Annotated in this window: 14 protein-coding genes and 3 pseudogenes; 9 read left to right on the top strand and 8 right to left on the bottom strand. The window is 61.2% G+C overall.

The genetic code is table 11. The features are described from left to right. Positions 1–232: 232 nt before the first annotated feature. The 8 genes from BFAL_RS06710 (at position 233) to BFAL_RS11035 (ending at position 10,176) form a co-directional block, all read left to right on the top strand. On the top strand, positions 233–1,351 hold the full coding sequence (locus BFAL_RS06710) for an ROK family protein (RefSeq protein ID WP_055427643.1): 1,119 nt from the start codon (positions 233–235) through the stop codon (positions 1,349–1,351). A gap of 134 nt (positions 1,352–1,485) precedes the next feature. Next, on the top strand, positions 1,486–2,412 hold the full coding sequence (locus BFAL_RS06705; protein WP_055427665.1) for an ROK family protein: 927 nt from the start codon (positions 1,486–1,488) through the stop codon (positions 2,410–2,412). Positions 2,413–2,823: 411 nt separating this feature from the next. Next, positions 2,824–4,134, top strand: a complete 1,311-nt coding sequence (locus BFAL_RS06700; RefSeq protein WP_055427642.1) for a sugar ABC transporter substrate-binding protein — start codon at positions 2,824–2,826, stop codon at positions 4,132–4,134. Positions 4,135–4,141: 7 nt separating this feature from the next. Further along, positions 4,142–5,080, top strand: coding sequence for a carbohydrate ABC transporter permease (locus BFAL_RS06695; RefSeq protein ID WP_236691693.1), 939 nt, complete (start codon positions 4,142–4,144; stop codon positions 5,078–5,080). Continuing rightward, on the top strand, positions 5,080–5,949 hold the full coding sequence (locus tag BFAL_RS06690) for a carbohydrate ABC transporter permease (RefSeq protein WP_055427641.1): 870 nt from the start codon (positions 5,080–5,082) through the stop codon (positions 5,947–5,949). The genes BFAL_RS06695 and BFAL_RS06690 overlap by 1 nt, the downstream gene beginning before the upstream one ends. A 134-nt stretch (positions 5,950–6,083) precedes the next feature. Then, positions 6,084–8,120: a beta-N-acetylhexosaminidase gene (locus tag BFAL_RS06685; protein ID WP_055427640.1), complete on the top strand. Its 2,037-nt coding sequence runs from the start codon at positions 6,084–6,086 to the stop codon at positions 8,118–8,120. Between the two features lie 182 nt (positions 8,121–8,302). Next, on the top strand, positions 8,303–8,968 hold the full coding sequence (locus tag BFAL_RS06680; RefSeq protein ID WP_055427639.1) for a response regulator transcription factor: 666 nt from the start codon (positions 8,303–8,305) through the stop codon (positions 8,966–8,968). Further along, positions 8,944–10,176, top strand: coding sequence for a sensor histidine kinase (locus BFAL_RS11035; protein ID WP_152973579.1), 1,233 nt, complete (start codon positions 8,944–8,946; stop codon positions 10,174–10,176). The genes BFAL_RS06680 and BFAL_RS11035 overlap by 25 nt, the downstream gene beginning before the upstream one ends. Before the next feature lie 306 nt (positions 10,177–10,482). On the opposite strand, the gene BFAL_RS06675 is transcribed toward BFAL_RS11035, so the two are convergent. The 5 genes from BFAL_RS06675 to BFAL_RS06655 all read right to left on the bottom strand — a co-directional run bounded on the left by BFAL_RS06675 (position 10,483) and on the right by BFAL_RS06655 (position 16,114). Next, positions 10,483–11,886 carry a tyrosine-type recombinase/integrase gene (locus BFAL_RS06675; RefSeq protein ID WP_223846962.1) on the bottom strand — a complete coding sequence of 468 codons (1,404 nt, stop codon included), beginning with the start codon at positions 11,884–11,886 and terminating at the stop codon, positions 10,483–10,485. A 285-nt stretch (positions 11,887–12,171) separates the two neighbouring features. Beyond that, the gene (locus tag BFAL_RS11600) at positions 12,172–12,909 is read right to left on the bottom strand and encodes a hypothetical protein (RefSeq protein WP_223846963.1); all 738 of its coding nucleotides are present in this window, start codon (positions 12,907–12,909) and stop codon (positions 12,172–12,174) included. Then, complete coding sequence (locus BFAL_RS06665; protein WP_055427662.1) at positions 12,906–13,271, bottom strand: hypothetical protein; 366 nt, start codon at positions 13,269–13,271, stop codon at positions 12,906–12,908. Before BFAL_RS06665 ends, BFAL_RS11600 begins: the two co-directional genes overlap by 4 nt. 431 nt (positions 13,272–13,702) lie before the next feature. Then, complete coding sequence (locus tag BFAL_RS06660; protein WP_055427638.1) at positions 13,703–14,947, bottom strand: tyrosine-type recombinase/integrase; 1,245 nt, start codon at positions 14,945–14,947, stop codon at positions 13,703–13,705. A gap of 621 nt (positions 14,948–15,568) precedes the next feature. Beyond that, positions 15,569–16,114 (bottom strand): MarR family transcriptional regulator, encoded by a 546-nt coding sequence (locus tag BFAL_RS06655; protein WP_055427637.1) that lies wholly within the window; start codon positions 16,112–16,114, stop codon positions 15,569–15,571. Positions 16,115–16,294: 180 nt separating this feature from the next. Between BFAL_RS06655 and BFAL_RS06650 the strand changes: the two genes are divergently transcribed. Further along, the gene (locus BFAL_RS06650; RefSeq protein ID WP_055427636.1) at positions 16,295–16,666 is read left to right on the top strand and encodes an MFS transporter; all 372 of its coding nucleotides are present in this window, start codon (positions 16,295–16,297) and stop codon (positions 16,664–16,666) included. Positions 16,667–16,837: 171 nt separating this feature from the next. On the opposite strand, the pseudogene BFAL_RS11975 reads toward BFAL_RS06650, so the two are convergent. The 3 pseudogenes from BFAL_RS11975 to BFAL_RS11965 form a co-directional block, all read right to left on the bottom strand. Next, a pseudogene (locus BFAL_RS11975) lies at positions 16,838–18,511 on the bottom strand (bacterial Ig-like domain-containing protein); the annotation flags it as partial. Between the two features lie 933 nt (positions 18,512–19,444). Continuing rightward, a pseudogene (locus BFAL_RS11970) lies at positions 19,445–20,830 on the bottom strand (glycoside hydrolase family 43 protein); the annotation flags it as partial. A 195-nt stretch (positions 20,831–21,025) separates the two neighbouring features. After that, positions 21,026–23,854 (bottom strand): annotated as a pseudogene (locus BFAL_RS11965) (bacterial Ig-like domain-containing protein); the annotation flags it as partial. Between the last annotated feature and the right edge of the window lie 748 nt (positions 23,855–24,602).

Below are 24,602 nucleotides of genomic sequence, written 5' to 3'. Positions count from 1 at the left end.
TTGGTCTTCTTTCCGTGCTTGACCGTCTTTGGCCGTATGTCGCAACTATTTTGTTTGGATGTCGAACATGATTATGTACAGAGATGGGAAACTTGTCAAAGTGCCGGGGTTTTCATATTGTCAGTCCCCTGATGGGTGTTATTCTGAAAGCCGTTCGAGGATGACGCCGGGATGTCCGTCCCGATAATGTGATTCCGCATTTCCGCAATCGTCTCACCCGAGGAGGGCTCCCATGTACGCTAAATCCAATCCCAGCGACGCAAGGGCCAACAACCGTAGACTGTTGTTCCGGCTGCTGTTCCCCGACCGGCAACTGTCGCGCGCCGACCTATGCAAGGAGACGGGGCTCTCGCGCGCCACCGCCACGGATGTGACCGGCGAGATGATCGACGACGGCCTGCTACGTGAACTGGGGTCGGGGAAACGGGATGGCCGCGGCAAGCCGGGCACCTTGCTGGCCATCGATACGGACGTGCTTCGTCTGGTGTGCATCGATCTGTCGCGCCCGTATGTGATGACCGGCGCCGTGATGGACCTGCGGGCCAGGATCGTGGAGCGCCGCGAACGCGTGCTCGATGATGGCGACCGGGTCGATCTCGACGATGTGCTCTCGCTTGTGGGCCAGATGATCCGGCTTGCCGGTTCGGGGCTCGTCGGCATCGGCGTGGCCGTTCCCGGCGTGGTCTCCGGCGCAGGGAGGGTGATCTCCAGTTCCAATCTCGGCTGGGACGACGTGGAGCTTCGCGACATGCTCGAAGGCGAGTTCTCGTTGCCGGTCCGAGTGGACAACGACGCGAACGCGGCCCTGCTCGCCGACCGCTTCCTCGGGCACGGCAATCCCAACTGCCTGCTCGTGCAGATCACCCGGGGCATTGGCGCGTCGGTGCTGCTGAACGACGAGTTCGTGGAGGGCGACGACCATGCGGCCGGCGAAATCGGCCATGTCGTGATCGATCCCGCCGGCCCTGCGTGCACCTGCGGCAAGCGCGGCTGTCTGGAGACCTATGTATCGGCCATCGCGTTGCGCGACCGCATCCGCCGGAATCCCGAGCGGCGCGCGGACATCCTGGCCGAGGCCGGCGCAAGGCTCGGCGGCGCGCTGGCCATGCCGGCGAGTCTGCTGAACCTTCACGACATCGCCGTCTACGGGCCTCCCGACATCGTCGGCGAGACGCTGCTCGGCGCATGCGGCGAAACCGTCAACTCCTTGTCGCGGAACGACTACCAGAGCAACATGCGAGTGCGTCGGTGCGAGCTTGGCGACGACGCCACCCTGCGGGGGCAGGCGGTCTCGGTTCTGCGCGAGATCGTGGGCAGGCGCGGACTGTCCGCGGCAGCCGTCTCGTCCTGATGGATGCGGCCGCCGCCGCAGGGCGCGCATGGCGTGGTGTATCATCGCTTCCCGAATCCAATATGTAAGGATTCCGAACATAATGATCGGCGGACGAAAGAGAAGTCCGTCCAACGGGAACGGAGATTGCCATGATGATGAACGCCGGTGGCGCGACGGGAACGGAGAACCTGCGCGTCGGAGTGGATGTCGGGGGAACGAAGATCGAGGCGGTGCTGACCGACGCGGCCGGCGCCATCCTCGCGTCCGGACGCAGGACGGCCCGAAAAGGCGGCAATGAGGTCGTGGAGGACGTGGCCGCCATCGTGCGGCAGGTGGCCGGCATGAGGTTCGACGAGGTGAGATCGGTGGGCATCGGCATCCCGGGGTTGGTCCACCGAGACACCGGGCAGGTGGAGAACGTGGTCAATCTCGGAATCGAGAAACTGGAGCTCGGGGGCCGCGCGTCCGGCATGCTTGGTCTGCCCGTGTGGGTGGACAACGACGTGAACGCCGCCGCGCTGGGAGCCTATGGGACGCTTCCCGAACGGCTCCGTTGGGGAAGGATGGCGTTCGTCAATCTGGGGACGGGATTGGCGGCCGGATTCGTCCGCGCCGGTCTCGTCGAACGCGGCGACACGGGTGCCCTCGGGGAGATCGGCCACCTTCCGGTGGATCCCAACCTCGTGGCATGCAAATGCGGCCAACGCGGATGTCTGGAGACCGCATGCTCGGGAGGAGCCCTGCGACGCATGTGGCCCATGGCGGATCCTCCGCTGCCCGACATCCTCGCGAAGGCCGCCGAAGGCGATGCCGAAGCCGGGCGGGTTCTCGGCATCCTGCTGCATGCCCTCGCTGACGTCGTGCAGATCGTCGCCCAGGGTGAGGACCCTTCGGTCATCGTCATCGGGGGCGGCGTTTCGCGCGTCGGCTCCCCGTTGCTTGACGCATTGCGCGGGGAACTGCGCAGGAGGGAATCCTCCAGCGGTTTCATCGCAGGTCTGCGCCTGACGGAACGTCTGAGACTCGCCGACCCGTCGATTCCGATCGGCGCACTCGGTGCATCCCTCATCGCCTGCTGACCGCACCTCCCGACGCAACGCCCCCTTCGGCGCGTCGGGCCGAATGCCACGCGTTTCGTCCGGTTTCGCCAAGCAAGGCCGTAGCGTGCCCCTTATTTTGTTCGACTGACTTGCAAAAAGATAAAGACGTCATATCCTTGGCTATCAAGGAGGTTGAAACCAGCTAAAGGAATTAAGCAAGGATGGCTAACAAAAGTCATGTCATTCCTGCCGTGACGTCATGTCGAGGAACGATGTGACATCACGTTCCTAGGCGCTGTTTCGGGCGCCGGCGACGGCGTCCGAAACAGCATCGTCCACGCATGGCAGCGCGGACGGATACGGCCCCGGGACCGTCGTGCGCAGCGGCACGTCGCGCCATTCCTCCGAACGGCGGCGCCGGGCAGGCATTCCAGGAAAAAGGAAACCACCATGAGAACGAAGAGGATTTCCGCGGCCATCGCCTTGGCGGCCGCAGCGGCGCTCACCCTGTCGGGATGCTCGATGGGAGCCCCGTCCGGAGGATCGCAGCAGGATGCGTCCGCGGGCGGCAAGCTGACGGTGTGGATCATGCAGGGAGACCAGAGCGAGGACACCATCAAGGCGATCAACGAACGGTTCACCAAGGAAACAGGCGTCAAGGTCGATGTGCAGACCCAGGTGTGGGCCGACATCAATACGAAGGTGACGACCGCGCTGTCCACGGACACGCCGCCGGACGTTATCGATCTGGGCAACACGCAGGTCGCCGGGTTCGCCGTGAGCGGCGGCCTGCTGGATCTGACGGACAAGGCCGACGATATGAGGCAGGGGCACACCTGGCTGTCCGGCCTTGAGGAGCCCGCCACCATTGACGGCAGACTGTACGGCATCCCCGCGCTGGGGGCCGCCGGCGCCGTGATCTACAACAAGAAGATGTGGTCCGAGGCCGGAATCGACAATCCGCCAAGCACGTACAAGGAGCTTGAAGCCGACCTGCAGAAGCTCCGGGACGCGAACACCGACAAGGACTTCTCCCCGTTCTACATGCCCGGACGCGATTGGAAGTCGGCGGCACGGTGGATCTGGGACGCCGGCGGCGACTTCGCCGAACAGCAGTCGGACGGAACCTGGAAGAGCACGCTGTCGAGCGACAAATCGCTCAAGGGCATCGACCAATGGCTGGAATTCCAGCACAAGTGGTCCTCCGAGGCGTCCCGTTCGCTGGACACCGGCAACCCCGACTTCAGCCAGCTGCTGGCCGAAGGCAAGACCGGCGCGATCCTGAACAACAGCGCCGGCATCCGCACCATCCAGCAGTACAACCCCGACCTCACGACCGACAATCTGGGATCGTTCCCCATGCCCGGCGCCAGCGGCAAGCTCCAGCCGGCGATGATGGCCGGCTCGGTGTGGGGCGTCGCCCAGAAGAGCAAGCGTCAGGAGTTGGCGCTCAAGTGGATCAAGATCGCCGCGAGCCCCGAGATCCAGAAGGACTACGTGTTCGCCAAGGACGGGTGGATGCCCAACTACGTCGAAGGCCTCGACGAGGTCATGAAGTCCGCGGACTTCCCGTCCTACCTGACCGGCTTCTTCGAGTCGGCGAAGAACACCAAGGCCACACCGGCGTCACCGCAATGGCTGACCATCGAGAACGACAGCTCCCTGAACTGCTTCGGCGACATCGCCACCGGCGCCACCACGGCCAAGGCCGCGGCCAAGTCGTTCGACGAGCATGCGGACTCCCTGTACGCGAAGAAGTAGGGAAATCATGATGAGCAACGCGCAATCGACGGCCGCCGCCGTCCCCGTGGTGAAGCGGCGTCGCAATCTGACGCCCCTGTGGCTGCTGACGCCCGCCGGCGTGATCATCATCGCGCTGGTCGTGGTGCCGTTGATCTTCTTGGTCTTCACGTCGTTCACGGACTTCAACCAGAAGACCCTGTTCACGGGCTCGTTCAACATCGTCGGGTTCGACCAGTACGAGAACGTGCTGACCGACCCGGAGTTCTACAAATCGCTGGCCCGCACGTTCGGGTTCGCGGCCGCCCTCGTGGCCGGCAGCGTGCTGATCGGCATGGGCGTGGCCCAGCTGATGACCAAATTGGGGCCGGTGATGCGCTGGCTGGTCACGTTCGTGCTGATCTTCGCGTGGGCCATGCCGAACGTGGCCTCGTCGGTGGTGTGGAAGTGGCTGTTCCAGCCGGGGTACGGCGTGGTCAACTGGCTGCTGACCCAGACCCATTTGTTCGGGGACGTGACGAACCTGTCGTGGACCGACAACACGTGGCTCGCGTTCCTGGAGATCTGGCTGCTGGTCGTCTGGCAAGCCGTCCCGTACATCGCGATCAACCTGTACGCGGCGACCACGCAGGTGGACAAGTCCTGCCTTGAGGCGGCCCAACTGGACGGCTGCTCGAAGCTGCGGTGCTACTGGCAGATCACCGTGCCGCTGATCAAGCCGAGCCTGATGGTTATCACGATGCTGTCGGTAATCTGGGACTTCAACGTGTTCAACCAGATCTGGCTCGTCTCCCAGGGAGGCCCCCGCGAGACGACCGCGACGATCGGCATCTTCACCTACAAGAAGGCGTTCGTGTCGTTCGACATCGGCACCGGCGCTGCCGCGAGCGTGCTTGTCACGCTCATCCTGCTCGCCCTGACGAGCGTGTACATCCGATACCTGCTCAAATCCGGGGAGGACCTGTGATGACCACCGCAACCATAACCTCTGCCGCGCCGCGCGCCAAGCGCAGCCTTTCCTCGCGGCTACGCCGCATCGGCACGATCGTGTTGGCCGTCGTGTTCTGCATCGTGTGGATCTTCCCGGTCTACTGGATGTTCGTCACGTCGATCAAGCCGCGCAACCAGATCATGACCGCCACGCCCGTGTTCTGGCCCGCGAAGCTGTCAATCGACAACTTCATGGTGGCCGTCACCCAGACCTCGTTCCTGACGAACCTGAAGAACAGCGTGATCGTGACCGCCGTGTCGATCGTCCTGTCGATCGTCCTCGCGTTCTTCGCGTGCGCGGCCCTGACTCTCTACCGGTTCCGCGGTCGCAAGGCAATCATGGTGTTCGTGCTGGCCATCCAGATGACCTCGGGCGGCATCATCCCGCAGTTCATCATCTTCAACCAGTTCGGCCTGCTCAACAAGTACAGCGGCCTGATCCTCGCGTACATCGCCATGGTCCTGCCGTTCGCGATCTGGAACATGCGCGGCTTCTTCCTGAACATCCCGAAGGACATCTTCGAGTCCGCTGCCGTCGAGGGGGCCAACGACTGGCAGATCCTGTGGAAGATCACCTTCCCCTTGGCCGCACCCGGCATCGTGTCCACGTCCGTGTTCGCGTTCATCAACGCCTGGAACGACTACATGACCGCTTACACGTTCATGAAGGATCAGGCGAAGTATACGCTGCCCGTGTGGCTCTCCTCGTTCTCCACGCCCACCATGGGCACCGACTTCGGCGGGCAGATGGCCGCATCCGTCATCTTCTCCCTGCCTGTCGTGATCTTCTTCATGATCATCCAACGCAACATCATGAAGGGCGTCACCACGGGAGCCGTCAAATAACCCAACTGAATCGATCGGCAGCATGTGCGGTGTCGGGACCATGTCCGCGAAATGGCCTCGACGCCGCACTGCCATCTCAGGGCCAAACGAACCTCACAACAATCCTTGGCGACATACTAAGAAAGGAACTTCCCATGAACGGCCAAACACCCCTGCAAGGATGGACCATCGTCCCCACGCCGCAAACCATGCAGCATAAAGCAGGCATCGCATTGCTGCCAATGTGCGGACGAATCAACGAAGCGCGCGCGGCCGGTGACGATCGGTACATACTCGCCGCACAACTCATCGACGACATCCGCGCAGCCACCGGATTGGAATGGGACATCGCGACGGGCGACCGCTGGCCGGGATTCATCACCCTGACCATACTTGACAATCCCCATGCACACCCGTCCGGCTCGTATACGCTCGACATCACCTCGGATGGCGTGACCGTCGTAGGCGCGGATTTCGAGGGCGTGCGCAACGGCGTGCAGACCCTGCGCCAGCTCATCCGCCAATGCGGCGCCGCCCTGCCCTGCCTGCACATCGAGGACCAGCCCGCCTTCGAAACGCGCGGCTACTATCTCGACGTGACCCGCGGGCGCGTCCCCACCCTCGACTGGCTCAAGACCTGGGCTGACAAACTCTGCCTCTACAGGTACAACCAGCTCCAGCTCTACGTCGAACACACCTTCGCGTTCGACGGGATGAGCGAGACCTGGCGCGGCAGCAGCCCGCTCACCCCGAAGGACATCCTCGAATTCGACGACTACTGCGCCGAACGTGGGCTAGAACTGGTCCCGTCGGTCTCCACGTTCGGGCATCTCTACATGGCCCTGCGCACGCAGTCCCTGCGCGACCTCGGCGAGTTCCCCGAGTCCGCCGACGAACCGTTCGGGTTCATCGACCGCATGCGCCACCACACATTGAACATCAGCGACGAACGCGCCTTCGCCCTGTCCACGAAACTCATCGACGACTACCTGCAGCTGTTCCGCTCCGACAAGTTCAACATCTGCGCCGACGAGACCTTCGACCTCGGCAAGGGCCGCTCCAAGCCCCTCGCCGAGCGGATCGGCGTCGCCGCCATGTACGCCGACTACGTCACCCGCCTGTGCCGCCACCTCGAAACCCAAGGCAAACAACCGATGATGTGGGGCGACATCGCCCTCGAACACCCCGAAATCCTGGAACAGCTCCCCGAAGAAGTCATCCTGCTCAACTGGCAGTACGACCCGCAAGTCACCGACGAGAAAATCAGGACCGTCGCCGAATCCGGCGCCACGCAGATCGTGTGCCCGGCCGTATGGTGCTGGAACGCGCTCCTGCCGCGCATCGACGACGCCTGGAACAACATCACCCGCATGGCCCGCTACGGCGCGCAATACCAAGCGCAGGGCATGCTCGTCACCGACTGGGGCGACCTCGGCCACGTCAACGACCCGCGCATGGCCATCCCCGGCATGATCATCGGCGCACAGGAAGCCTGGAATCCGGGACGCGTCCCGGACGAGGCCGACATGCTCCGCCGCATCTCCCGACTCGAATACCACGACGCCAGCGGAGAACTGCTTGATATCCTTGCTCGCGCAAGCCATGCGGCCTGCTTCCAATGGAACCACCTGGTCACTTGGCTGGAACTTGATGACGGACAGGACGGCGTCAACACTGGGGTTCTGCAAACCATCCAGGGACTGCTCCCGGAAAACGAACGACCAGACGATGTGATCCGCACCCTCCAGAACGAAAGCCGGACACCGTCACTTGCAGAATCCCGACGGATACTGCTCCGCTATCTGAAGCACCACATCGCGCTCGGTGAAACCGCAGATCACCTTCTGCAGACCAGCGCTCGTCGAATCTCCGCGATCACCGCGACCGCAGGACCGCGAATCGCAGGAAACGCCGCTGCATTCCGCGTAGCCATCGAGGGGCAACGAACGCTGAACCGAGTTGGCCTCCGACTCGCGTCCGAGGCGGGGGTCACTGGCACTTTGCAATCATGCGAGGCGATTCAGCATGACGACGCGGCGAATCTTGCCGCAGCATTGGAGATCTGGATGGAGGCGTATGCGGCGCAATGGAGTATGACCAGCCGCGACTCCGAACTGCAAAGACTGCAGGAAGTCGTTTTCCGGGTTGCTGATCATCTGCGCTCGGCGAGCCGAGTGCAGAGCGTACTATGAGCAGCATCTGCCCCATGAGAGGAGTCCCCATGCCGTAGCCGCCCGATTCCGGGAACGACCAGCACCAGCAATTCATTGATGGTGCTGTCCAGACATGGTTCAAGACCACCAACACCATCAATCGGAACCAGAACGCTTCCAGCGCAACACCCACATCTAACCGTATTACGGATGATTGAGCAATGTACCTAGGGAAACGAATCAGAATCGCCATTGTCGATAACGACAAACTCACACTTGGCATGATGAAGCTAATGATCAAGCAGCTTCTGCCATTCGCTGAAATACATTGGACGGCGGCGAAGGGCAAAACGGCTATCGACAAATGCCTGGATAAGAAAACGCAGCCCGACGTACTGCTGGTGGACATGTCCTTGGAAGACATGACCGGCTATGAGGTATGCCGGGCCATCCGCTCCAAAACACCGCAAATCGTGCTGATCGGCATAACCGCTTTCTCCCTAGAGAGATACTACGTACAGGCTCTGGAGAACGGGGCAGCGTGTTTGATGGACAAGGCGCAGGTGCGTGATGTCTGTCAAGCCGTGTGCCTATTGGCCAACGGACAATCACCTCATGTGAAATACGAGTCATCGGAAACCGCGCAGGAAGCCTACGCGAGACTATCCATAGAGGACAGCCCCAAACGCCGGTATAAGAACCTCACCAGAAGAGAGGAAGAGGTCATGAATCTATGCGCGTTAGGATATACATCAAAGGAAATCGGAGTGAAGCTTGGCATAGGAGAACCAACCGTAAAGACATACATCAAGCGCGTAGTTGAGAAGATAGGCGCCAAGAACAGAACGCAGGCGGTAATTAAATGGCTCGAAAAGAAAGACGAGTAAAAAGCAGCAATAAAGCGCACAATGCTTTCATTCTCAATAACACCAAATATGTTCAACACTTACTTCCGGTCGTCAGTATTGTTATCACGATAACGGAAACATGGACTTATCCACCACGGGAAATAATAACTTGGCTATTGGTAATCATTCATATATCGATGATCGCGCTAATGGCCGTTCATCCGCTATTAGGCAGCAATCTGCTGTTGGGTGCATTTGTTTTCGGCTGTTTTATACCAGATACTAGCGGACCAAGTTTTCTGTGGGGAACTTGGTTGGCGCTTGCTTATATTGGACTATATGTCAAGCCACCATATGGAGCAATCTATCCGTTGACAGTTTCTGCCATTCGCATGTGGAGATTCAGTCTAACAAAGACTCCGTTCGATGAATATGTCATGCTTTTGTTCATTATGTTTTTGGCATTTTTCATCGGAAGAGCGATATCTTGGAGAAATCTGGCGGATCAAGTAGAGAAGGATAAGCTTAAAGCAGAAAAGATTCAGCAGCATCTTTCAATGGTTAGAAAGGAAAATATTGCCGTCAGTAAGATACATGATTCGGTTAGCGGAAATCTAACATACATGGCAATAATGCTGGATAACAAATCAGCAAAACATGATTGCAACTTCAGCGAAGAAGAGATTTCAAATCTTCGATCAACGATTGTTAAAACATTGGAAGAAATACGAATTGCCATTAATGTAATGAACGGCAATGATGTTGCATTGCTAAATAATGTAGATATGCCGTATATCAGACGCCTTCAATCTATTGCCGAGCAAGGCGATAAATTTTTATCAATGCTGGGATTTTCTGGGAAAACCTATATACCTTCCGAGTTTTCAGAAAAAATCAGCAACGATTACTTTGATGAAGTAGAGTCTCTATTGCAAGAGCTATATACGAACACTGCCGCCCATGCGAAACCCAATAGCGATTATTATACCTCTATAAGTTGTAAAGATTTAATAATATCTATTGACCAGGTCAATGAAGTTTCAGCGGATAGCTTGTTCCCTGATAAACCCGTATCGGAAAATGGTTTAAAGCTGCATGAAAAACGCATACAATTGCTGGGTGGAACAACTAGAACTTCCTCAGAAGACGGCACATGGCAATTTCATGCACAAATTCCGCTGAGCTTATCCCACGATGTGACAGATCCAATTTATGGAATGAGGACAGGCCGGAAGCATTCGAACTGAATAGGTAGTAACGTCATATGCTTCCAATGAGATAACGTCGGCATTGCCTTCCGGCATTATTCCGATTGCTGTTAATGATACGATCAGCAACGCCGAGGTAATTACTTTCATGGTCATCCTTTCTGTGCCCGAAGTATCGCATAGATGCAATCGCATCATCTTGTTATTGGCGAGGCTTGTCATCTTTCGTATGACAACATCATGAGGTAATTGTTTATGCCATGCACACCGTCATGTCATTGAGCTGGTGTTGGTAACTGAGAAGACACCAGCACCAGCTTGTGTCATTCTTCCTTTGATATGGCGCTATGCGTCCATGAAATCCTGTGCAAGACGATCTACTATCCTGCTCTGATGTTCGGCGACGGTGAGTTGGTAATAACGTATGGCAACTTTCTCGCTTGTATGTCCCAGCTCGTTCATGACTTCGCGGAGTGTGCCTCCCCGCAACATCAACAATGTCGCATGGCTCGCCCGTAGCCCTTGGAACGTCAAATCAGGACGGCTGGCTTTTACGCGTGCCTTAGCGAATTGTTCCTCCAGCGTAGTTTGGGACATTATCTTCGCTCTTCGTGGGACGAATACCGGAGATTCTGGCAGTCCCATGTCGCAGTGATTGTGAAGGTGCTGGCGAATCATCGGCATGAGCGCGTCAGGTATATGCACATTCCTTATGCTTGATTCCGTTTTTGTCCGGCTGTATCGGATTTCTCCACGATCCGTACGGCCACGGTTCACGGAGCGTCGGACGTGCAACGTCTGACCATCTAGATCTATGTCCATGACACGCAAGCCGCAGAGCTCGCCGCATCGTAGTCCTCCGACCAAGGTTGAGAGGAAGACCGACAGTCTTGTGTATTCCGGCATGGCCTCTGCCAGTAGCATCAGTTCACGAGGAGTCACCGGAGGCGCGTCGATGCGGGAGGACCGGGGTGCTGGCGGTATGGGGAAAATGAATGGATTGAATTGAAGCAATGGCTCCGTCCCGTCCAATCCGGGCTTTGTCGCGGATTCGAGAATCGCCTTGAAGCGCATGCAGGAGCGACGGAATGCCCATTGCCCTTCTGGATGTGGTTTGTCATACCATGCCTTGATTTTCAGGGGTGTGATTTCCGAGAGGCGGAGCGACTCAAAATCCGTGATGAAATGCCGGATGTCTAATTTGAGGTTCCTGCGTGTCCCTCCGGCTATCTCTCCGCCATTCGGGAGCTTGTAGTTTGATTCCCATTGCGCCACATAATCGCGGAACAGGATATGACGCTGCTCCTGTTCCCTGAACTCCTTCAGCTTGTCTTTTTTTCGTTGAGTCGGGTGCTTCCATTCGGCTATGCCCTTATTGTGCAGATCTACCAGATGTTTCTCTTCTTCGAGCCATGTTCTGGCCTCTAGTTCCTGCCAGGGTTTGAACTGCCGTTGCACTCGTTTTCCCGGGGCAAGCGGGTTCGGGTAGCGAACTTGCCAGGCAATGATTCCTCCGTTTTCGTCAAAACGTGGTATGACCGTTCCCCATGCGCTTCGAGGCCTTGTTGTTTGGTTTTTCTTGGGACGCCTATTTCTGGGCATGAAATCCCCCTTGATAGCAAAAAGGCGCACCGTGTGTGCGCCTTTCGGGAGATTGAAGTCAAATGATGCCGGAGAGGAGGAGTTCGCCGTGTGTATGTCATCTTGAGATGACATACACACGCGAATGGCCTCTTTGAGGCCATTCATTGTCTATGCCGATAAGTTCTATCCGCATAAAACGAAAAGAGAAGCAGAAAATAAGAACTGTGATGACTGACGATTCTTGAGGTCTTACGGCAGATGCCAAATGAAGCACGCTCATGCGCATTAGGTCAGTATCGCGTCAGAGCGATATGCACGCAGACGCTCAATACTTCATCTTTGAATGTCGAGTATTTGGCCGTGCTCTGTCGCGAGGGAACAGGACGTTTTTTCGAACTACGTGATTCAGGATGGCATGCCCCGTATATGCAACTTGCTGACAGGTGCCCGTCACCATGTGGCGAGTGTTTCGATGGCGTCCAATCCGTCCTGACGGTGTGGTTCGTCGAGGTTGTCCCAGTAAGGTGAATCCTCGGTGAGCTGCTCGTGCAGGAGTTTGATGCGTTTGCGGTCGGTGCCGCTGTGCAGTCGTGCGAGCTCGGCATCAGGGTCCGGGATGAGGGATGCCAGCAGGGCGGCGTCGTAGAGGTGGCGTTCACCGTAGCCGGCGTGATCGGCACTATAGGCGGCACTCTTAAGTATCAATGCGCCGAGCAGGTCCGGGATACGGATTGTGACTTCGGTCCCGCTTTGGTCGTCGATGAGCCGGACCTGCATACTGCGTTCCACAGCCTGCGCGCCGCCCGGCATGGACAGTACCGGCGTGCCGGCGATGGTCGCGTCGTTGCCGAGGAATTTGGGCAGGTGGTCGGCGACCAGCAGGTCCACGATGTCGCCGTTCGGCGCGCTCATGCGGGTCGTGTATCCGGTCAGCGTGCCCGGCTGCGTCTGGAACCCGCGGGCAGTGAGGATGCCGCGCAGTCTGGCGATGCCGCGTCGGTCGGCCATGAGGTCGGCGAGTAGGTCGGCGTCGGTGGTGGGGCGTGCGGTCAATCCGCCCATGATGGCGTGCAGCTGGACCATGAGCCCGCCTGTGAGCAGCCATGATTCCGGGATGTTCGCCGCGGCGACCGCGTACACGGTGCTCCACGGATGGCCGGTGCTGGGGATGTGGATTGTGGGGATCATTCCTGATGCTCCTTGCGGTGGTGGTCTTCGATCAGCTGTTGGAGGGTTTTCAGGCCGGCGCGGCGTTCTCTCGGGTCGTTGGATTCGGCCAGGTCGGTCGCGCATACGCCGAGAGGCATTGATCCTTCGCCGGCGGGGAGATTGTCGGTGATGTGGAGTCGCACCCGGACGGGTGTCACACCTTGCTTCAACCGGCATTGTCGGACGATGTCATCCAGAGCGCTGGCGGTGACGTATCCTTCCACCATGTCCGTGGTGGTCAACTGGAATGAGTCCGCCAATGTGCCGGTGGCGGCGGAGGGACGAATGAGGGTTGCGACCTTGGCGAGGTTGGAATCCCTGCACCAGTATTCGACCGTCATCGCACGCCTGCGCGTGAGACGGGTCAGATTCTCCGCATCCATCCGTCTCAGGTATCCCTTGAGCCGGTATCGCTGTTGTCGGCCCAGCCATGGCGCGTCGAGACCGCTGAGCATGTATAGCGCCCCGAATGCCATGTCCGGTGAATACGGGCGCCCGTCCGCCCCCTGCCACTGTGCTTGGCGGCGTACGGAATCCTCCGTGACCAGCGAGCCGTCTCCCACGGGAAACGATTCAAGCCGGCCGGCAGCGCGAAGCGCGCTGACCCGTCGTTCGCTCACTCCGAGTCGGCGGGCGGCTTCCCGCCGTGTGAGCAGCGTCCGATTCGTTCTGATAGCCATACCTCTATTGTATACAGAACTATTCCATATTGGGAATAGTTCTGTATACATCGGACGGCAGGGCATCTCAATCCGTATTCGTCCATATGTGGTCATTGCGCTGCTTTGATGAAGTCTTCGGCGAGTTGGTTGACGATCTGGTTGCGGTGTCGGGCGACGATGCGCTGGTAGTGCTTGATGGCGACCTTCTCGCTGACGTGTCCGAGTTCGTCCATGACCTCCCTCAAGGTGCCGCCCTTGAGCATGAGCAGGGTCGCGTGACTCGCCCTCAGGGACTGGAAGGTCAGGTCGGGTCGGCCGGCTTTCTCCCTGGCTTTGCGGAACTGGGCCTCCAGGGTGGTCTGACTCATCACCGAGGCTCGTCTGGGGCGGAAGACCATGGCTTCCGGGTCCGTCCATTCGCAGTGCCTGAGCAGATGGTCGTGAATCAGGGGAACGAGACCGTCGGGGATGGGCACGGTGCGCCGGCTGGAGTCGGTCTTGGTCCTGGCGATGCGTGTCGAACCGCGATCCGCATAGCCCCTGTTGACGGAATGGCGCACGGTCAGGCGTTTGGCCTTCAGATCGATGTCCTTGACCTGCAGGCCGCACAGCTCGCCGCAACGGAGGCCTCCGACGAGCGTGGCGAGTATCACCGCCAGTCTCGTGTAGTCGGGCATGTTCTCCGCGATCAGCTTGAGTTCCAGCGGCGTGACCGGCGGAACGTCTTCCCTGGCGGATCGTGGCGCTGGCGGTATGGGCAGGATGAACGGGTTGTCGCGGATCAGCGGCGGGGAGCCGTCCATGCTCATCTTCGTGGCGCTGGCGAACGCCGCCTTCAGGCGCATGCATGAGCGACGGAACGCCCATTGCCCCTCGGGGTGCGGTGCGTCGTACCAGCGTTTGATGTCCTTCGGCGTGATCTCGGTCAGGAGCTTGCCTTTGAAGCCCGGCATGAAGTGCGCGATGTCGAGATACAGGTTCCGGCGCGTGCCGCCGGCTATCCTCTCGCCGTTCGGCAGCCGGTATCCCTCCGCCCATCGGGTCACGTAATCCTCGAACGAGATAAGGCTCGCGCGCTTCCTGCGGCGGCGTTCGGACGGATGGACCCATTCCTGGATGTTCTTGCGGTCCAGTTCCACCAGATGCCGCTCCTTTTCGAGCCACTGGTGCGCCTCGTGCTCCATGTCCGGCTTGAACTGGCGCTGGACCTTCTTGCCCGGTCGTTTCGGGTCCGGGTAGCGCACCTGCCAGGCGATGAGATTGCCCGCGGCGTCGTAGCGCGGCGTCACGGTGCCGAACCTGCTCCGCCGCTCCGGCGACGGCCCCATACTGTCCTTCTTCGTCCTTGCGGACATGATGATGCTCCTTGTGCTGAATCCAGGATCGATGGCACGCATAACGGCCTCGGAAAATGCCACCAAAAATGCCACCAAGTGGCCGAATGGGCTCTCGGCGAGCCATTGCACCTAAAAATGCACCTACGACACCTTAGGCCTTGCAATCATTGAGGTTTAGGATGATTCGATCACTCGTCACAGGTCGTTTCGACCATCAGCCGCATGAAGATGACGCTAAGGAGCAACACTGCTTGCGTGTCTACCGGAAGGAAGCGGGAATCGTTGCTATACTTAAGATTCAGATTGATAATAAGTAAATATACATTTGAAGGATTTGCCGTTTGCGCTTGAGGCAATTGCCTTTCGTATCCCCCTCTCTGGGGGTACCACAGTAGAGGCCTTGGAATCACAATGATTTCAAGGCTTCTCGCATTTTCGGCATGCAAGCGACACGCGTTGACGGCTGTTCGGACTCCTGCCGACTACTGCGCCGCACTGGACAGAATCCTTCAAGATCACCATCCGGGACACAGACCGGACCGACGCTTCACACTCGTCCCTCATCGGCGAAATGCCGTAATCCGGCGTCACCATGTCGAAGCCACTCCGAAATACTCCGAAGCTACTCCGAACATGCTGCTACGAATACGTGTAGTACTGCTTGGGGTCACGAGTCCCGGAACCACACCAGTTCAGGATTCCCTTGCCGGCCAGTTCCTTCAGGGTCTTCGATGCGGTCCTGGCGCTTACTTCGGCGGCTTCGGCCAATACCTTGGTCGTCACCTTCCCGTTGTCGACGGCGAGGGTGAGGGCTTTGCGTTCGGTCGGGGTCAGGCCCTCGGCTGGAATCTCCGTCCGGTTGACGACGCTCAGCCCGCGACCGGTATGCAGCTCGGTCCCGTCGACCCTGATGACGCGCACACGCGCCGACGGCAGGAACGCCGCCGGATACCGCGCGAACAGGAGCACGCCCGCGTTCGTCAGGCGCCCGTCCACGAGAAAGCCGCGGCTGCGCAGCACCCGCTCGTCGGGGATGTCGGCCGCGCCGATGGCCCGCTTGTACCGGTCCATCACCCCATGGTCGACGTCATCCATGCCCGACCGGGGCTCCGGCTCGTCCTCAAACCAACGCTGCCCCTTGTCGTACTCCAAGGCGCGCACCTGCTCGCGGTCCAGCAGAACCACCTACGACAAGCCACGAGCATACCCGAGCGAACCCACAACGCAAGAAACCAGAACCCGCATGACACCACCACTCCGGCACATAGCAACCAGTCCCCCTGCACTGTCGACCCTCTCCCCGCACACGGTCATATTGGATCTCCCGATGAGCCTTCCTGCGCAGGAGGAGACAACACTTGGCGAATGATGGAGTCGCTCGTCGCCAGGAACCTCGACATGAACGCCACCGAGGTGGGACTCGCGGCGACGTGCCGCGGCATTGCGGGCATCATCAGCGCGGCCGTGACCGGGAGAATCATATCGAGGATCCCGTCCGGACCGCTGTACATCCACTCGCTGCTCGGACCGTCCCTGGCGGCCGTCCTGGTCCCGCTATCGTCGGCATTCGTCGGGCATCGGCCGGTCGTCCTGATCGCGGTGTGCCTCTCCCAGTTCCTGTGGAGCTTCACCGTGACGGTCAGCGTCATCCTCGGCGAATCGATCAATATCGGCGAACCAACCGTCAAGACCTACATCAGACGTGTGACCGAGAAAACGGGACAAGCCCCGGAATAACGGAATCGGGGCGAGGCCCCCGAAGGAACCTCGCCCCGACAACAGCCAACGGCAACCAGGCGACCGGGCCGGCCAGACCACAGGCCAGTCCAGCCGAATCAGCCAGCCCGGCCAGCCCAACCGATCCAGCCCAAATGGCCCAGCCCGATCAGGCCAACCCAGCCAGCCCGATCAGCCCAGCCGGTTACGACGACGAGCCAACAGCACCCCGGCACCGGCAGCCAGCAGCAACACAGCCACACCAGCCACCACACTCACCGCGGCACCAGTCTTCGACAGACCCGCACCCGGCTTCTTGGTATCGGACGGCTTGGTCTCGAGCTTCTCGCCCTCGCCCTTCTTGACCAGACCGCCCTGAGCGCCCTCGAGCGCGGCCAGCGAGGCGTCCAGGTCGGCCTTCGTGGAAGCCGGGTCGGCGAGCACGTCTTCGGCCGACTTGAGCGCGGCTTCAAACGCATCCCACCCGGACTGGTAATCGCCGGCGTTGAGCTTCTTGGCGGCCGCAACCGCAGCGGCCAAGTCAGCCCTGTCGGCGTCGCTGGCGACCGGCTTGACGGCCACCTCGAACGTGGCGGTCTTGGTCGTATCGGCCTTGAGCGCGACGGTCACGGTCACCTTGCCGACGACCGCGAACGGCTTGGACAGGTCAACCGAAGCACCGGCGGCGTCAACAGCCGTCAGCGTGTACTCGCCGGCTTTGAGCGTGGTCTCGGTACCGCCGGACAGCACCGCGACGACCTTCAGACCATCGGCTGAGAACACGTCACCGTACGTGTACGCAACGGTCTGCGGAGCAGCCGCGACCTTCACCGACTCGACGGTCGGCGCAGGCTTGACGACCACCAGCGCATCCTGAGCGGCCTTGAGCGCGGCGAGCGCGTCAGCCACAGCCTTAGGCGTCGCGGTCTTGTCGGCGGCGACCTTCTTCGCGGCCGTCAGCGCAGCCTGGAAGGCGGCCCACGACTCGGCCGTGTACTTGTCGGCGGTCAGCTTCTCGGCCTCGGCGATCTCGGCGTTCAGGTCAGCCTTGTCGGCTTCCTTCACGGTCACGTCGAACTTGGCGGTCTTGCCGTCGAACGCGACCTTCACGCTCACCTTGCCGACGAGTGCGAACGGCTTGGCAAGATCAACCACCGTACCGTCGGCGTCAACAGCAGCCAGCGTGTAGTCAGCGGCGTCAACCGCGGCCTCGGTGCCATCAGATAGCACCTTGACGACCTTCAGGCCGTCAGCCGAGAACGTGTCACCGACCGTATACTCGGTCGTCGTCGGCTTGGCCGCGACCTTGATCGACTCGACGGTCGGCGCAGGCTTGGCCTTGACGGTCAGGTCGAACGCGGCGGTCTTCGAGGCATCGGACTTGAGCGCCACCGTCACCGTCACCTTACCCACCGCAGCATCAGCAAACGGCTTGGCAAGGTCAACCGCAGCACCGGAAGCCGACACAGCCGTCAGCGTGTAGTCAGCGGCGGTCAGCGGCACGGTCGTGCCGTCGGACATGGTCTTGACGACGGTCAGTCCGTCAGCGGCGAACGTCTGGCCGACCGTGTACTCGGTCGTCGTCGGCCCGGCCGTGACCTTCACACCGGTCACGGTGACCGGCTTGGCCTTGACGGTCAGGTCGAACGCGGCGGTCTTCGAGGCGTCGGACTTGAGCGCCACCGTCACCGTCACCTTACCCACCGCAGCATCAGCAAACGGCTTGGACAGGTCAACCGCAGCACCGGAAGCCGACACAGCCGTCAGCGTGTAATCAGCGGCGTCGACGTCGGCCTCGGTGCCATCGGACAGCACCTTGACGACCTTCAGGCCGTCAGCCGAGAACGACTCACCGACCGTGTATTCGACCTTGCTCGGAGCAGTCGCGACCTTGATCGACTCGACGGTCGGCGCAGGCTTGGTGGCGATGGCCGTGCCGTCGAAGATGGCGGTGTAGTCGCCCTTGCCGTTGTTCGCTGTGGCGAAGACGCCCACGTCGAGCTTGTCGGCAGCGTCGTCGCCAAGCGTGGCCTTGCCGAGGGACTTCCATTCGGCGTCCGCGCCGGAGCCGGGCACCTTGTAGAAGCCTTCGAGTTCGGTCTTGCTGTTGCGCACGAGCTTGATCGTCAGCGGGGTGTCCGTGGACGTGACCGCTTCAGCGGCCTTCGCGGATTCCGCGTCGATGTAGCCGTTGTTGTCGGTGTCGGTCTGGAAGAACGACCCGGACTTGCCGGCGACGAGCAGCGCGTAACCGTGTGCCTTGCCCTGTCCGGCGGAGCTCAGATCGTTGCGCACGATGATGCCCGCGCGCGGATCCTCGTTGTTGCCGGGCTGCGACGAGACGATGGTCGTCTGGATGGAGCCACCGACCTCAAGCTTGGCGGGCTGCCAGATCGCGGACAGGTTGTCCTTGTTCGTCCACGCGCCGGTGTTCGACTTGTCGACGATGCGGAACAGGCCCTCGCCCTCGCCTTGCGCGAACGCGCCGGCGTTGCCCCAGCTCGTGGTCTTCCACGGGTCGGCCACGGCGGGCGACTCACCGGACGCGGTGAAGCGCACGGTGTACACGCGCGTCTTGGCCGGATCGGCCTTGGACGCGACCGTGACGATCGCACGGGCGATGTTCACATCCACCGTGACGGTCGTGTTCGTGGCGTCGGAGGCCGCCGCCTCGACGGTCGGGACCTTGCCCCACGCGCCGGTGTCCACCGTGTAGGAGGTGGTGCCGCCCGCGAAGTTGGGCACGTCCTTGCCGTCGACCTTGAGCGAGGCCAGGTTGAGCGGGTTGTCGGCCGTCTGCTCCCAGTAGCTCGCATCCCAGCCGTCACCATACGTGTCCGGATCCTGGGTGGCCGGGTTCTGCATGGTCAGCGCGCCCGTGGTCTTGTTCACCACGATCGGCAGCCACACATACGTGGAGCTGGCCTTGCCCGCGTTCCACCGGTCGCCGATGTAGATGAACTTGCCGGGCTGGTACTCGAACACGGACGCGGTCTGCGAGCCGAACGTGGAGCCGCGCGTGTCGCCCACGGACAGCAGGCCGTCCGCGCCTTCCGGCAGGTTCTGGAAGTTCGTGTTCTCGTACCGGTCGTCGGCCTGGATGCCGCGGATCCACTTGCCGAGGATCGAATCGGCGGTGTAGTAGGTCTGCTTGTTCGGCGCCCAGCCGGTCGCACCGGAAGTCACGATGTAGTACTTGCCGTTCGTCTTGAACAGCGCCGGGGCCTCGAGCATGCCGCGGTCCTTGACGATCACGAAGTCCTTGCCGGACACCGGAGCGCCTTCGTCGCCGTCGGCCAGCGTGTACGGGTACTCGCCGGACTCGGAGTACTGCAGGTCGATGTCCTTGATCTTCGACGTATCCTTCGTGGTCTTCACCACGTTGGTGTACTCGTCGTTCAGCTTCGCGACGTACAGCGTGCGGTTCTCCTCGGAGGAGTAGATCACGTACGCAGTGCCGTCGTCGTCCTGGAACACCGTCATGTCGCGGGAGCCACCGGGCACGGCCGCGCTGTGGCCGGTCTTGTAGTCCTCACGGTTGGGCAGACGGTATGCGCCGACCATCTTGAACGGACCGGTCGGGGAGTCGGACACGGCCACCGCAGCAAGCGAGCGCGCGTAGTTGGACGTGCTGGACACGGTCGGCGAACCGTCCGCGTGCCACCACATCACGTACTTCTTGGTCTTCGCGTTGTACAGCACCTTCGGGCGTTCGAAGATTGCGTTCGCCACGTCCTTCTTGCCGTCACCGTCCTCATCGGTGTTGGTGTTGAGGTAGTAGGCGATCTTCTTGGCCTTGGCGGTGTCAATCGTGCCGTCGGACTTCTTCAGGCCGTACAGGTTGACGAAGTACTCGTCGTCGGTCAGCTCGCCGTCGTAGTAGATGGAACGCAGGGCGATGCCCTTGTCCACCCAGTTCATGCCGTCCTCGGAACGGTAGACGTGCACGCCGTGCGAGTTGAGGTAGCCGGACGAACGGTCCTCGCCGTACCAGTAGTACACGGTCTTGCCGTTCTCCTGGACGGGCACCACCTGACCGCCGTGCGCCTGGATGTGCTTGCCCGTGGTGGCGGTGTCGGAATCCTTCGCATACCACAGCGGCTGGAAGTAATTCTTGTCACCGGTTCCCGGATCGGCGATCGGCTCGAACTTGGTGTAGGTCGGGACCTTGTCCGTGGCGGGCACGTCCGTGGCCGGCGGGTTCGGCTTGTCGGCGTCGGTCTTCTTGTTGGCGTAGACCTGCACTTCGACGATGCCGTTCGCCCAGCTGGCGGTGGAGTTGTTGTTGTGGTCGTTGGTGACGCTGGTCACCTCGATCTGCACGTAACGGTAATGGCCGGAGACGCTGACGGAGCCGAAACCGACGAGGTTGTTCTTGTCGTTCGACTTGTCTGCGAGCACCTTCCAGCCGGCCTTGTCGGCGTCGGCCTTCGAGGAGATCGCGTCGTTCGTGCCCTTGATGATGTATCCGTAGCGCGATTCGGAGCCGTTGACCGTCGCGAAGCTCAGGTCGACGCGGTTCAGGTCACGCTTCTCGCCAAGGTCGACGGTCCACGTGTACGGCACCTTGTTCTGGGAGTAGAACTTGTTGTTCTTATCCCAGAAGCTGGCGAGCGTCACGTTGCCGTCGTTGGCGGTGGTGGCCGCGGCGTCGGCCGCGTCCTGACCGCCTGCCGGCACCGGGTCGTTGGCGTAGACGTCCTTGCCTTGCGAGACAAGATCGAGCGACGGCGGCACGATGCTGCCGGTCTTCGCGTCGAAGTTCCAGCCGGGCATGTACTGCATGGTCGCGGTCTTCTTCGCGGCGTCGATGGTCAGCGGCAGCCACACGTACGTGGACTTGCCCAGCTCGCTCGGCACCCAGCGGTCGCCAAGGTAGATGTAGCTGTTCTTGCCGTTGGCGGTGACCGTCATGATGCTGGTCGGCTGGCTGTAGTACGTGGTGTTGTTGCCGATGAGATGCTGTTCGCTCCAGCCGTTCGGATCCTCGATGTTGGACGTGGTGTAGTACCGCGCCTGGTTCGGGTACCAGCCGGACTGGGTGGACATGATGAGGTAGTACGTGCCCTGATCCTTGACCAGTGCGGGGGCTTCGAGCCGTGCGCCGGCGAAGGCACGGTAGGTCATCGTCTCCTTGGTCTTGGTGGCGTCGGTGAACGCGACGTCGGTCAGGTCGTCGGCGAGGCGGTGGATGCGCATGTCGGTCGAGTTTTCAGCGTCGACCAGATATGCCCTGTCTCCTTCCTGGTACAGGGTCATGTCGCGTGAGCCGTAGCCGTACTTGCCTTCACCGTACTCGGGGCTGTCGGTGCCGAAGCCATCGTCCGTGATGGCCTTCGCCTTGAGCTTGTCGCCCAAGTCTTTGACGGCCACGTCGGGGTTGGCGGCGCGCACGGCGGCGTAGTCAGCGTCGGAAACGGTGATCGTGCCGGCCTTGGTGCCCACGGAACGCCAGTTGCGGTACTTCGCGTCGGCGCCCGCGCCCGGACGCCAGTGGCCCTGGAACGTGTACGGTCCGGTGATCTTGTCGGCGGTGGCGACGGCGATCTGGCTGGAAGCGTAGCCGGTGGCGTCCTCCCAGTGGGCCCAGAGCACGTACTTTCCTGCCGAGTTCTTCAGCAGCTTCGGACGTTCCAGCTTGACGTCGGTCAGGCCGTTCTCAGCGCCCTTGACCTTCGCGGAGTCCGCGGTCAGGATGGAGCCGAGGTTCGTCCAGTTCAGCAGATCCGTGGACGTGTACAGGCTGACTGCCTTGAAGTTGGAGCTGTTGTGCGACTTGTCCTCGCCGACCCAGTAGTAGACGGGCTTGCCGTCGGCGTCCTGCTCCTGCAGGAAGCCGCCGCCGTGCGCCTGGATGGGTTCGCCGTCGGTGTCGTACCAGGTCTCGCCGATCGGCACGCCGGTGTACGGTTCGTCGGTGGCGGCCTTGCGGATCTTCACGTCGAACGTGGCGGTGAGGTTGCCGTCCGCGTTGAGCTTGACGGTCACGGTGACGGTTCCGGCCTTGGAGGAGTCGAAGCCGAGCAGCGTGTATTCGCTGGCCTTGAGGGTGCGGGTCTTGCCGTCGTTGAGCGTGGCGGTGACTTCAAGTCCCTTGGCGTCGAGTTCGTCGCCGATCGAGTACGTGGTCTTGGTCGGCTTCTGGGTGACGGCGATCGACTTGATGCCGGTCGCGGGGGTCGGCACTTCGGTGAGGGTCACGTTGTCGATGTACGCGAAGGAGCCGTCCTTGAGGTCGTTCTGGGCGATGTTGAGCCACAGCGCGCTGTCGGCGGCGGCGTCCTCGGGCACGGTGAACGTGCCGGTCACGTACAGCTTCTCGCCGGCCTTGGCGGTCTTGCCGTCAACGGAGACATCGAGCAGCTCGGTGGCGTACTGGCTGAAGCTGCCGCCCGCACCGGAGCCTTCCTTGCGGTACTTGACGGTCGCGGTGACGGTCGACTTGTCGTCGGTGCTGTCGCCGGTGGTCGCCCAGAATCCGAGCTGGTAGGTCTTGCCTGGCGTGGCCGGGATGTTGCGCTGGTCGATCTGCGTGAAGCTCACGCCGTCGGTCTTGCCGAGCCTGGCGGCACGTTCGCCGGTGACGACCGCGTTCTTCTGGTTGAGGTCGGAGCGGTAGCGGTTGGTGCGCGACGTCTGGTAGTTGTCACGGTTCTTCGAGTGGTCGCGGTTGGCCGGCGCCCACGGGGAGATGCCATTCCACGGCTGGCTTGCCTTGCCGTGGTTGATGCTTTCGAACGAGCCGTCCCACAGCTGGTCCTGCACGGTCCTGACGCTGATGCCGGTGATCTTGCCGGTCTTGCCGGTGTTGGTCAGCGTCAGCTTGGACGAGTCGGACGAGGTGCGCACGAACAGGGTCTTGCTGCCGGCCTCGCCGGACGTGGTCTGCGTGTAGCCGCGATCGTTGGCGACTGCGGCGGCGAGCTGCGCGTCGCCTGCCGTGGTGGCGGAGACTTGCAGCGTGGCGCCGCCGGGCACGTCGATGGTCTTCGATTCGCCTGCGGCGAGCTCGCCGACCTTGCCGGTTTCGGTGGTGTCCGCGCCCTGGAAGGCGCCGACCGCCGGGGCGGACCAGCCGGAGACCTTGACCTGCTTGCCGTGGGTCTGCGTGGCGTGGCTGAAGCCGTGCGGGAAGTCCACGGAGCTGCCGGCGAGGGCGGTGTCGAGGTACTTGTTCTCGATGGTGAACGGCAGTCCGTCGGTCGCCATCGCACGGCCCTTGGCGGCGGCGTAGCCGGTGGCCTTGTCGCCGTACAGCGTGCTCAGATCGCCCTTCGCCACGGCGCCGAGATCGACGCCGGTGGCGGTCAGGTAGTCGGCCAGAGCGACGTGCTGGTTGCCGCCAGCGTCCGTCTTGGCCCACTTGGCCTTGTCGCCGCCCACGTACAGGTTGTTGCCGTAGTTGATCTGGAAGCCGTCATCGTTGATCTTCTTGTTCTGGTCGGCCAGGTTGGTGCCGTCCTGCGCGATGATGACGTTGTTGTTGTAGGTGACGCCGCCGTTCTGCGCGTTGCTGGAGAAGGTGACGTTGTCTCCCTTCGGCAGCACGACCGTGTTGTTGTACGCGTTCAGGTCGGTGATGCCGTCGAGCACGATGGTGCGGTACTGGTTGCTGGAGGTGGCGTCCGCCGCGTTGCTGGCCTGGACGCCGTCGTTGACGGACAGGTTGTAGCGGAAGACGCCGCCGGTCGCGGTGCCGATGCGCAGCGCGTTCTTGCCGTCGTTGTCGCTCCACTGCTTGTACCAGTCGGTGCAGGCGCACACGAGCGCGGCGCCGCCGGCGTTGTCATGGCTGTAGTTGTACTGGAAGACGGTGTTGCGGGTGCCGTAGTCGAAGTCCCATGCGGTGCCGTCGTTGTTGCCGGAGGTCTTCTGCGTGTTGGTGACCTCGTTGAACTGGAACAGCGTGTTGTCGGCGTTCCAGTTCCAGATGCCCGCGTTGGAACCCTGTCCGGAG

The sequence above is a fragment of the Bifidobacterium aesculapii genome (genome assembly GCF_001417815.1).
GTDB classification, from domain to species: Bacteria; Actinomycetota; Actinomycetes; order Actinomycetales; family Bifidobacteriaceae; genus Bifidobacterium; species Bifidobacterium aesculapii.
The sequence above is the reverse complement of the archived record's forward strand: the minus strand, read 5'-3'. Positions and strand labels throughout refer to the sequence as shown.

Excerpts from the sequence above, each read along its gene's own strand:
- BFAL_RS06710 (WP_055427643.1), top strand. The coding sequence starts at position 233 with ATGTACGCTAAATCCAATCCCAGCGACGCAAGGGCCAACAACCGTAGA.
- BFAL_RS06705 (WP_055427665.1), top strand. The coding sequence starts at position 1,486 with ATGATGAACGCCGGTGGCGCGACGGGAACGGAGAACCTGCGCGTCGGA.
- BFAL_RS06700 (WP_055427642.1), top strand. The coding sequence starts at position 2,824 with ATGAGAACGAAGAGGATTTCCGCGGCCATCGCCTTGGCGGCCGCAGCG.
- BFAL_RS06695 (WP_236691693.1), top strand. The coding sequence starts at position 4,142 with ATGATGAGCAACGCGCAATCGACGGCCGCCGCCGTCCCCGTGGTGAAG.
- BFAL_RS06690 (WP_055427641.1), top strand. The coding sequence starts at position 5,080 with ATGACCACCGCAACCATAACCTCTGCCGCGCCGCGCGCCAAGCGCAGC.
- BFAL_RS06685 (WP_055427640.1), top strand. The coding sequence starts at position 6,084 with ATGAACGGCCAAACACCCCTGCAAGGATGGACCATCGTCCCCACGCCG.
- BFAL_RS06680 (WP_055427639.1), top strand. The coding sequence starts at position 8,303 with ATGTACCTAGGGAAACGAATCAGAATCGCCATTGTCGATAACGACAAA.
- BFAL_RS11035 (WP_152973579.1), top strand. The coding sequence starts at position 8,944 with ATGGCTCGAAAAGAAAGACGAGTAAAAAGCAGCAATAAAGCGCACAAT.
- BFAL_RS06675 (WP_223846962.1), bottom strand. The coding sequence starts at position 11,886 with ATGAATGGCCTCAAAGAGGCCATTCGCGTGTGTATGTCATCTCAAGAT.
- BFAL_RS11600 (WP_223846963.1), bottom strand. The coding sequence starts at position 12,909 with ATGATCCCCACAATCCACATCCCCAGCACCGGCCATCCGTGGAGCACC.
- BFAL_RS06665 (WP_055427662.1), bottom strand. The coding sequence starts at position 13,271 with ATGACGGTCGAATACTGGTGCAGGGATTCCAACCTCGCCAAGGTCGCA.
- BFAL_RS06660 (WP_055427638.1), bottom strand. The coding sequence starts at position 14,947 with ATGTCCGCAAGGACGAAGAAGGACAGTATGGGGCCGTCGCCGGAGCGG.
- BFAL_RS06650 (WP_055427636.1), top strand. The coding sequence starts at position 16,295 with ATGATGGAGTCGCTCGTCGCCAGGAACCTCGACATGAACGCCACCGAG.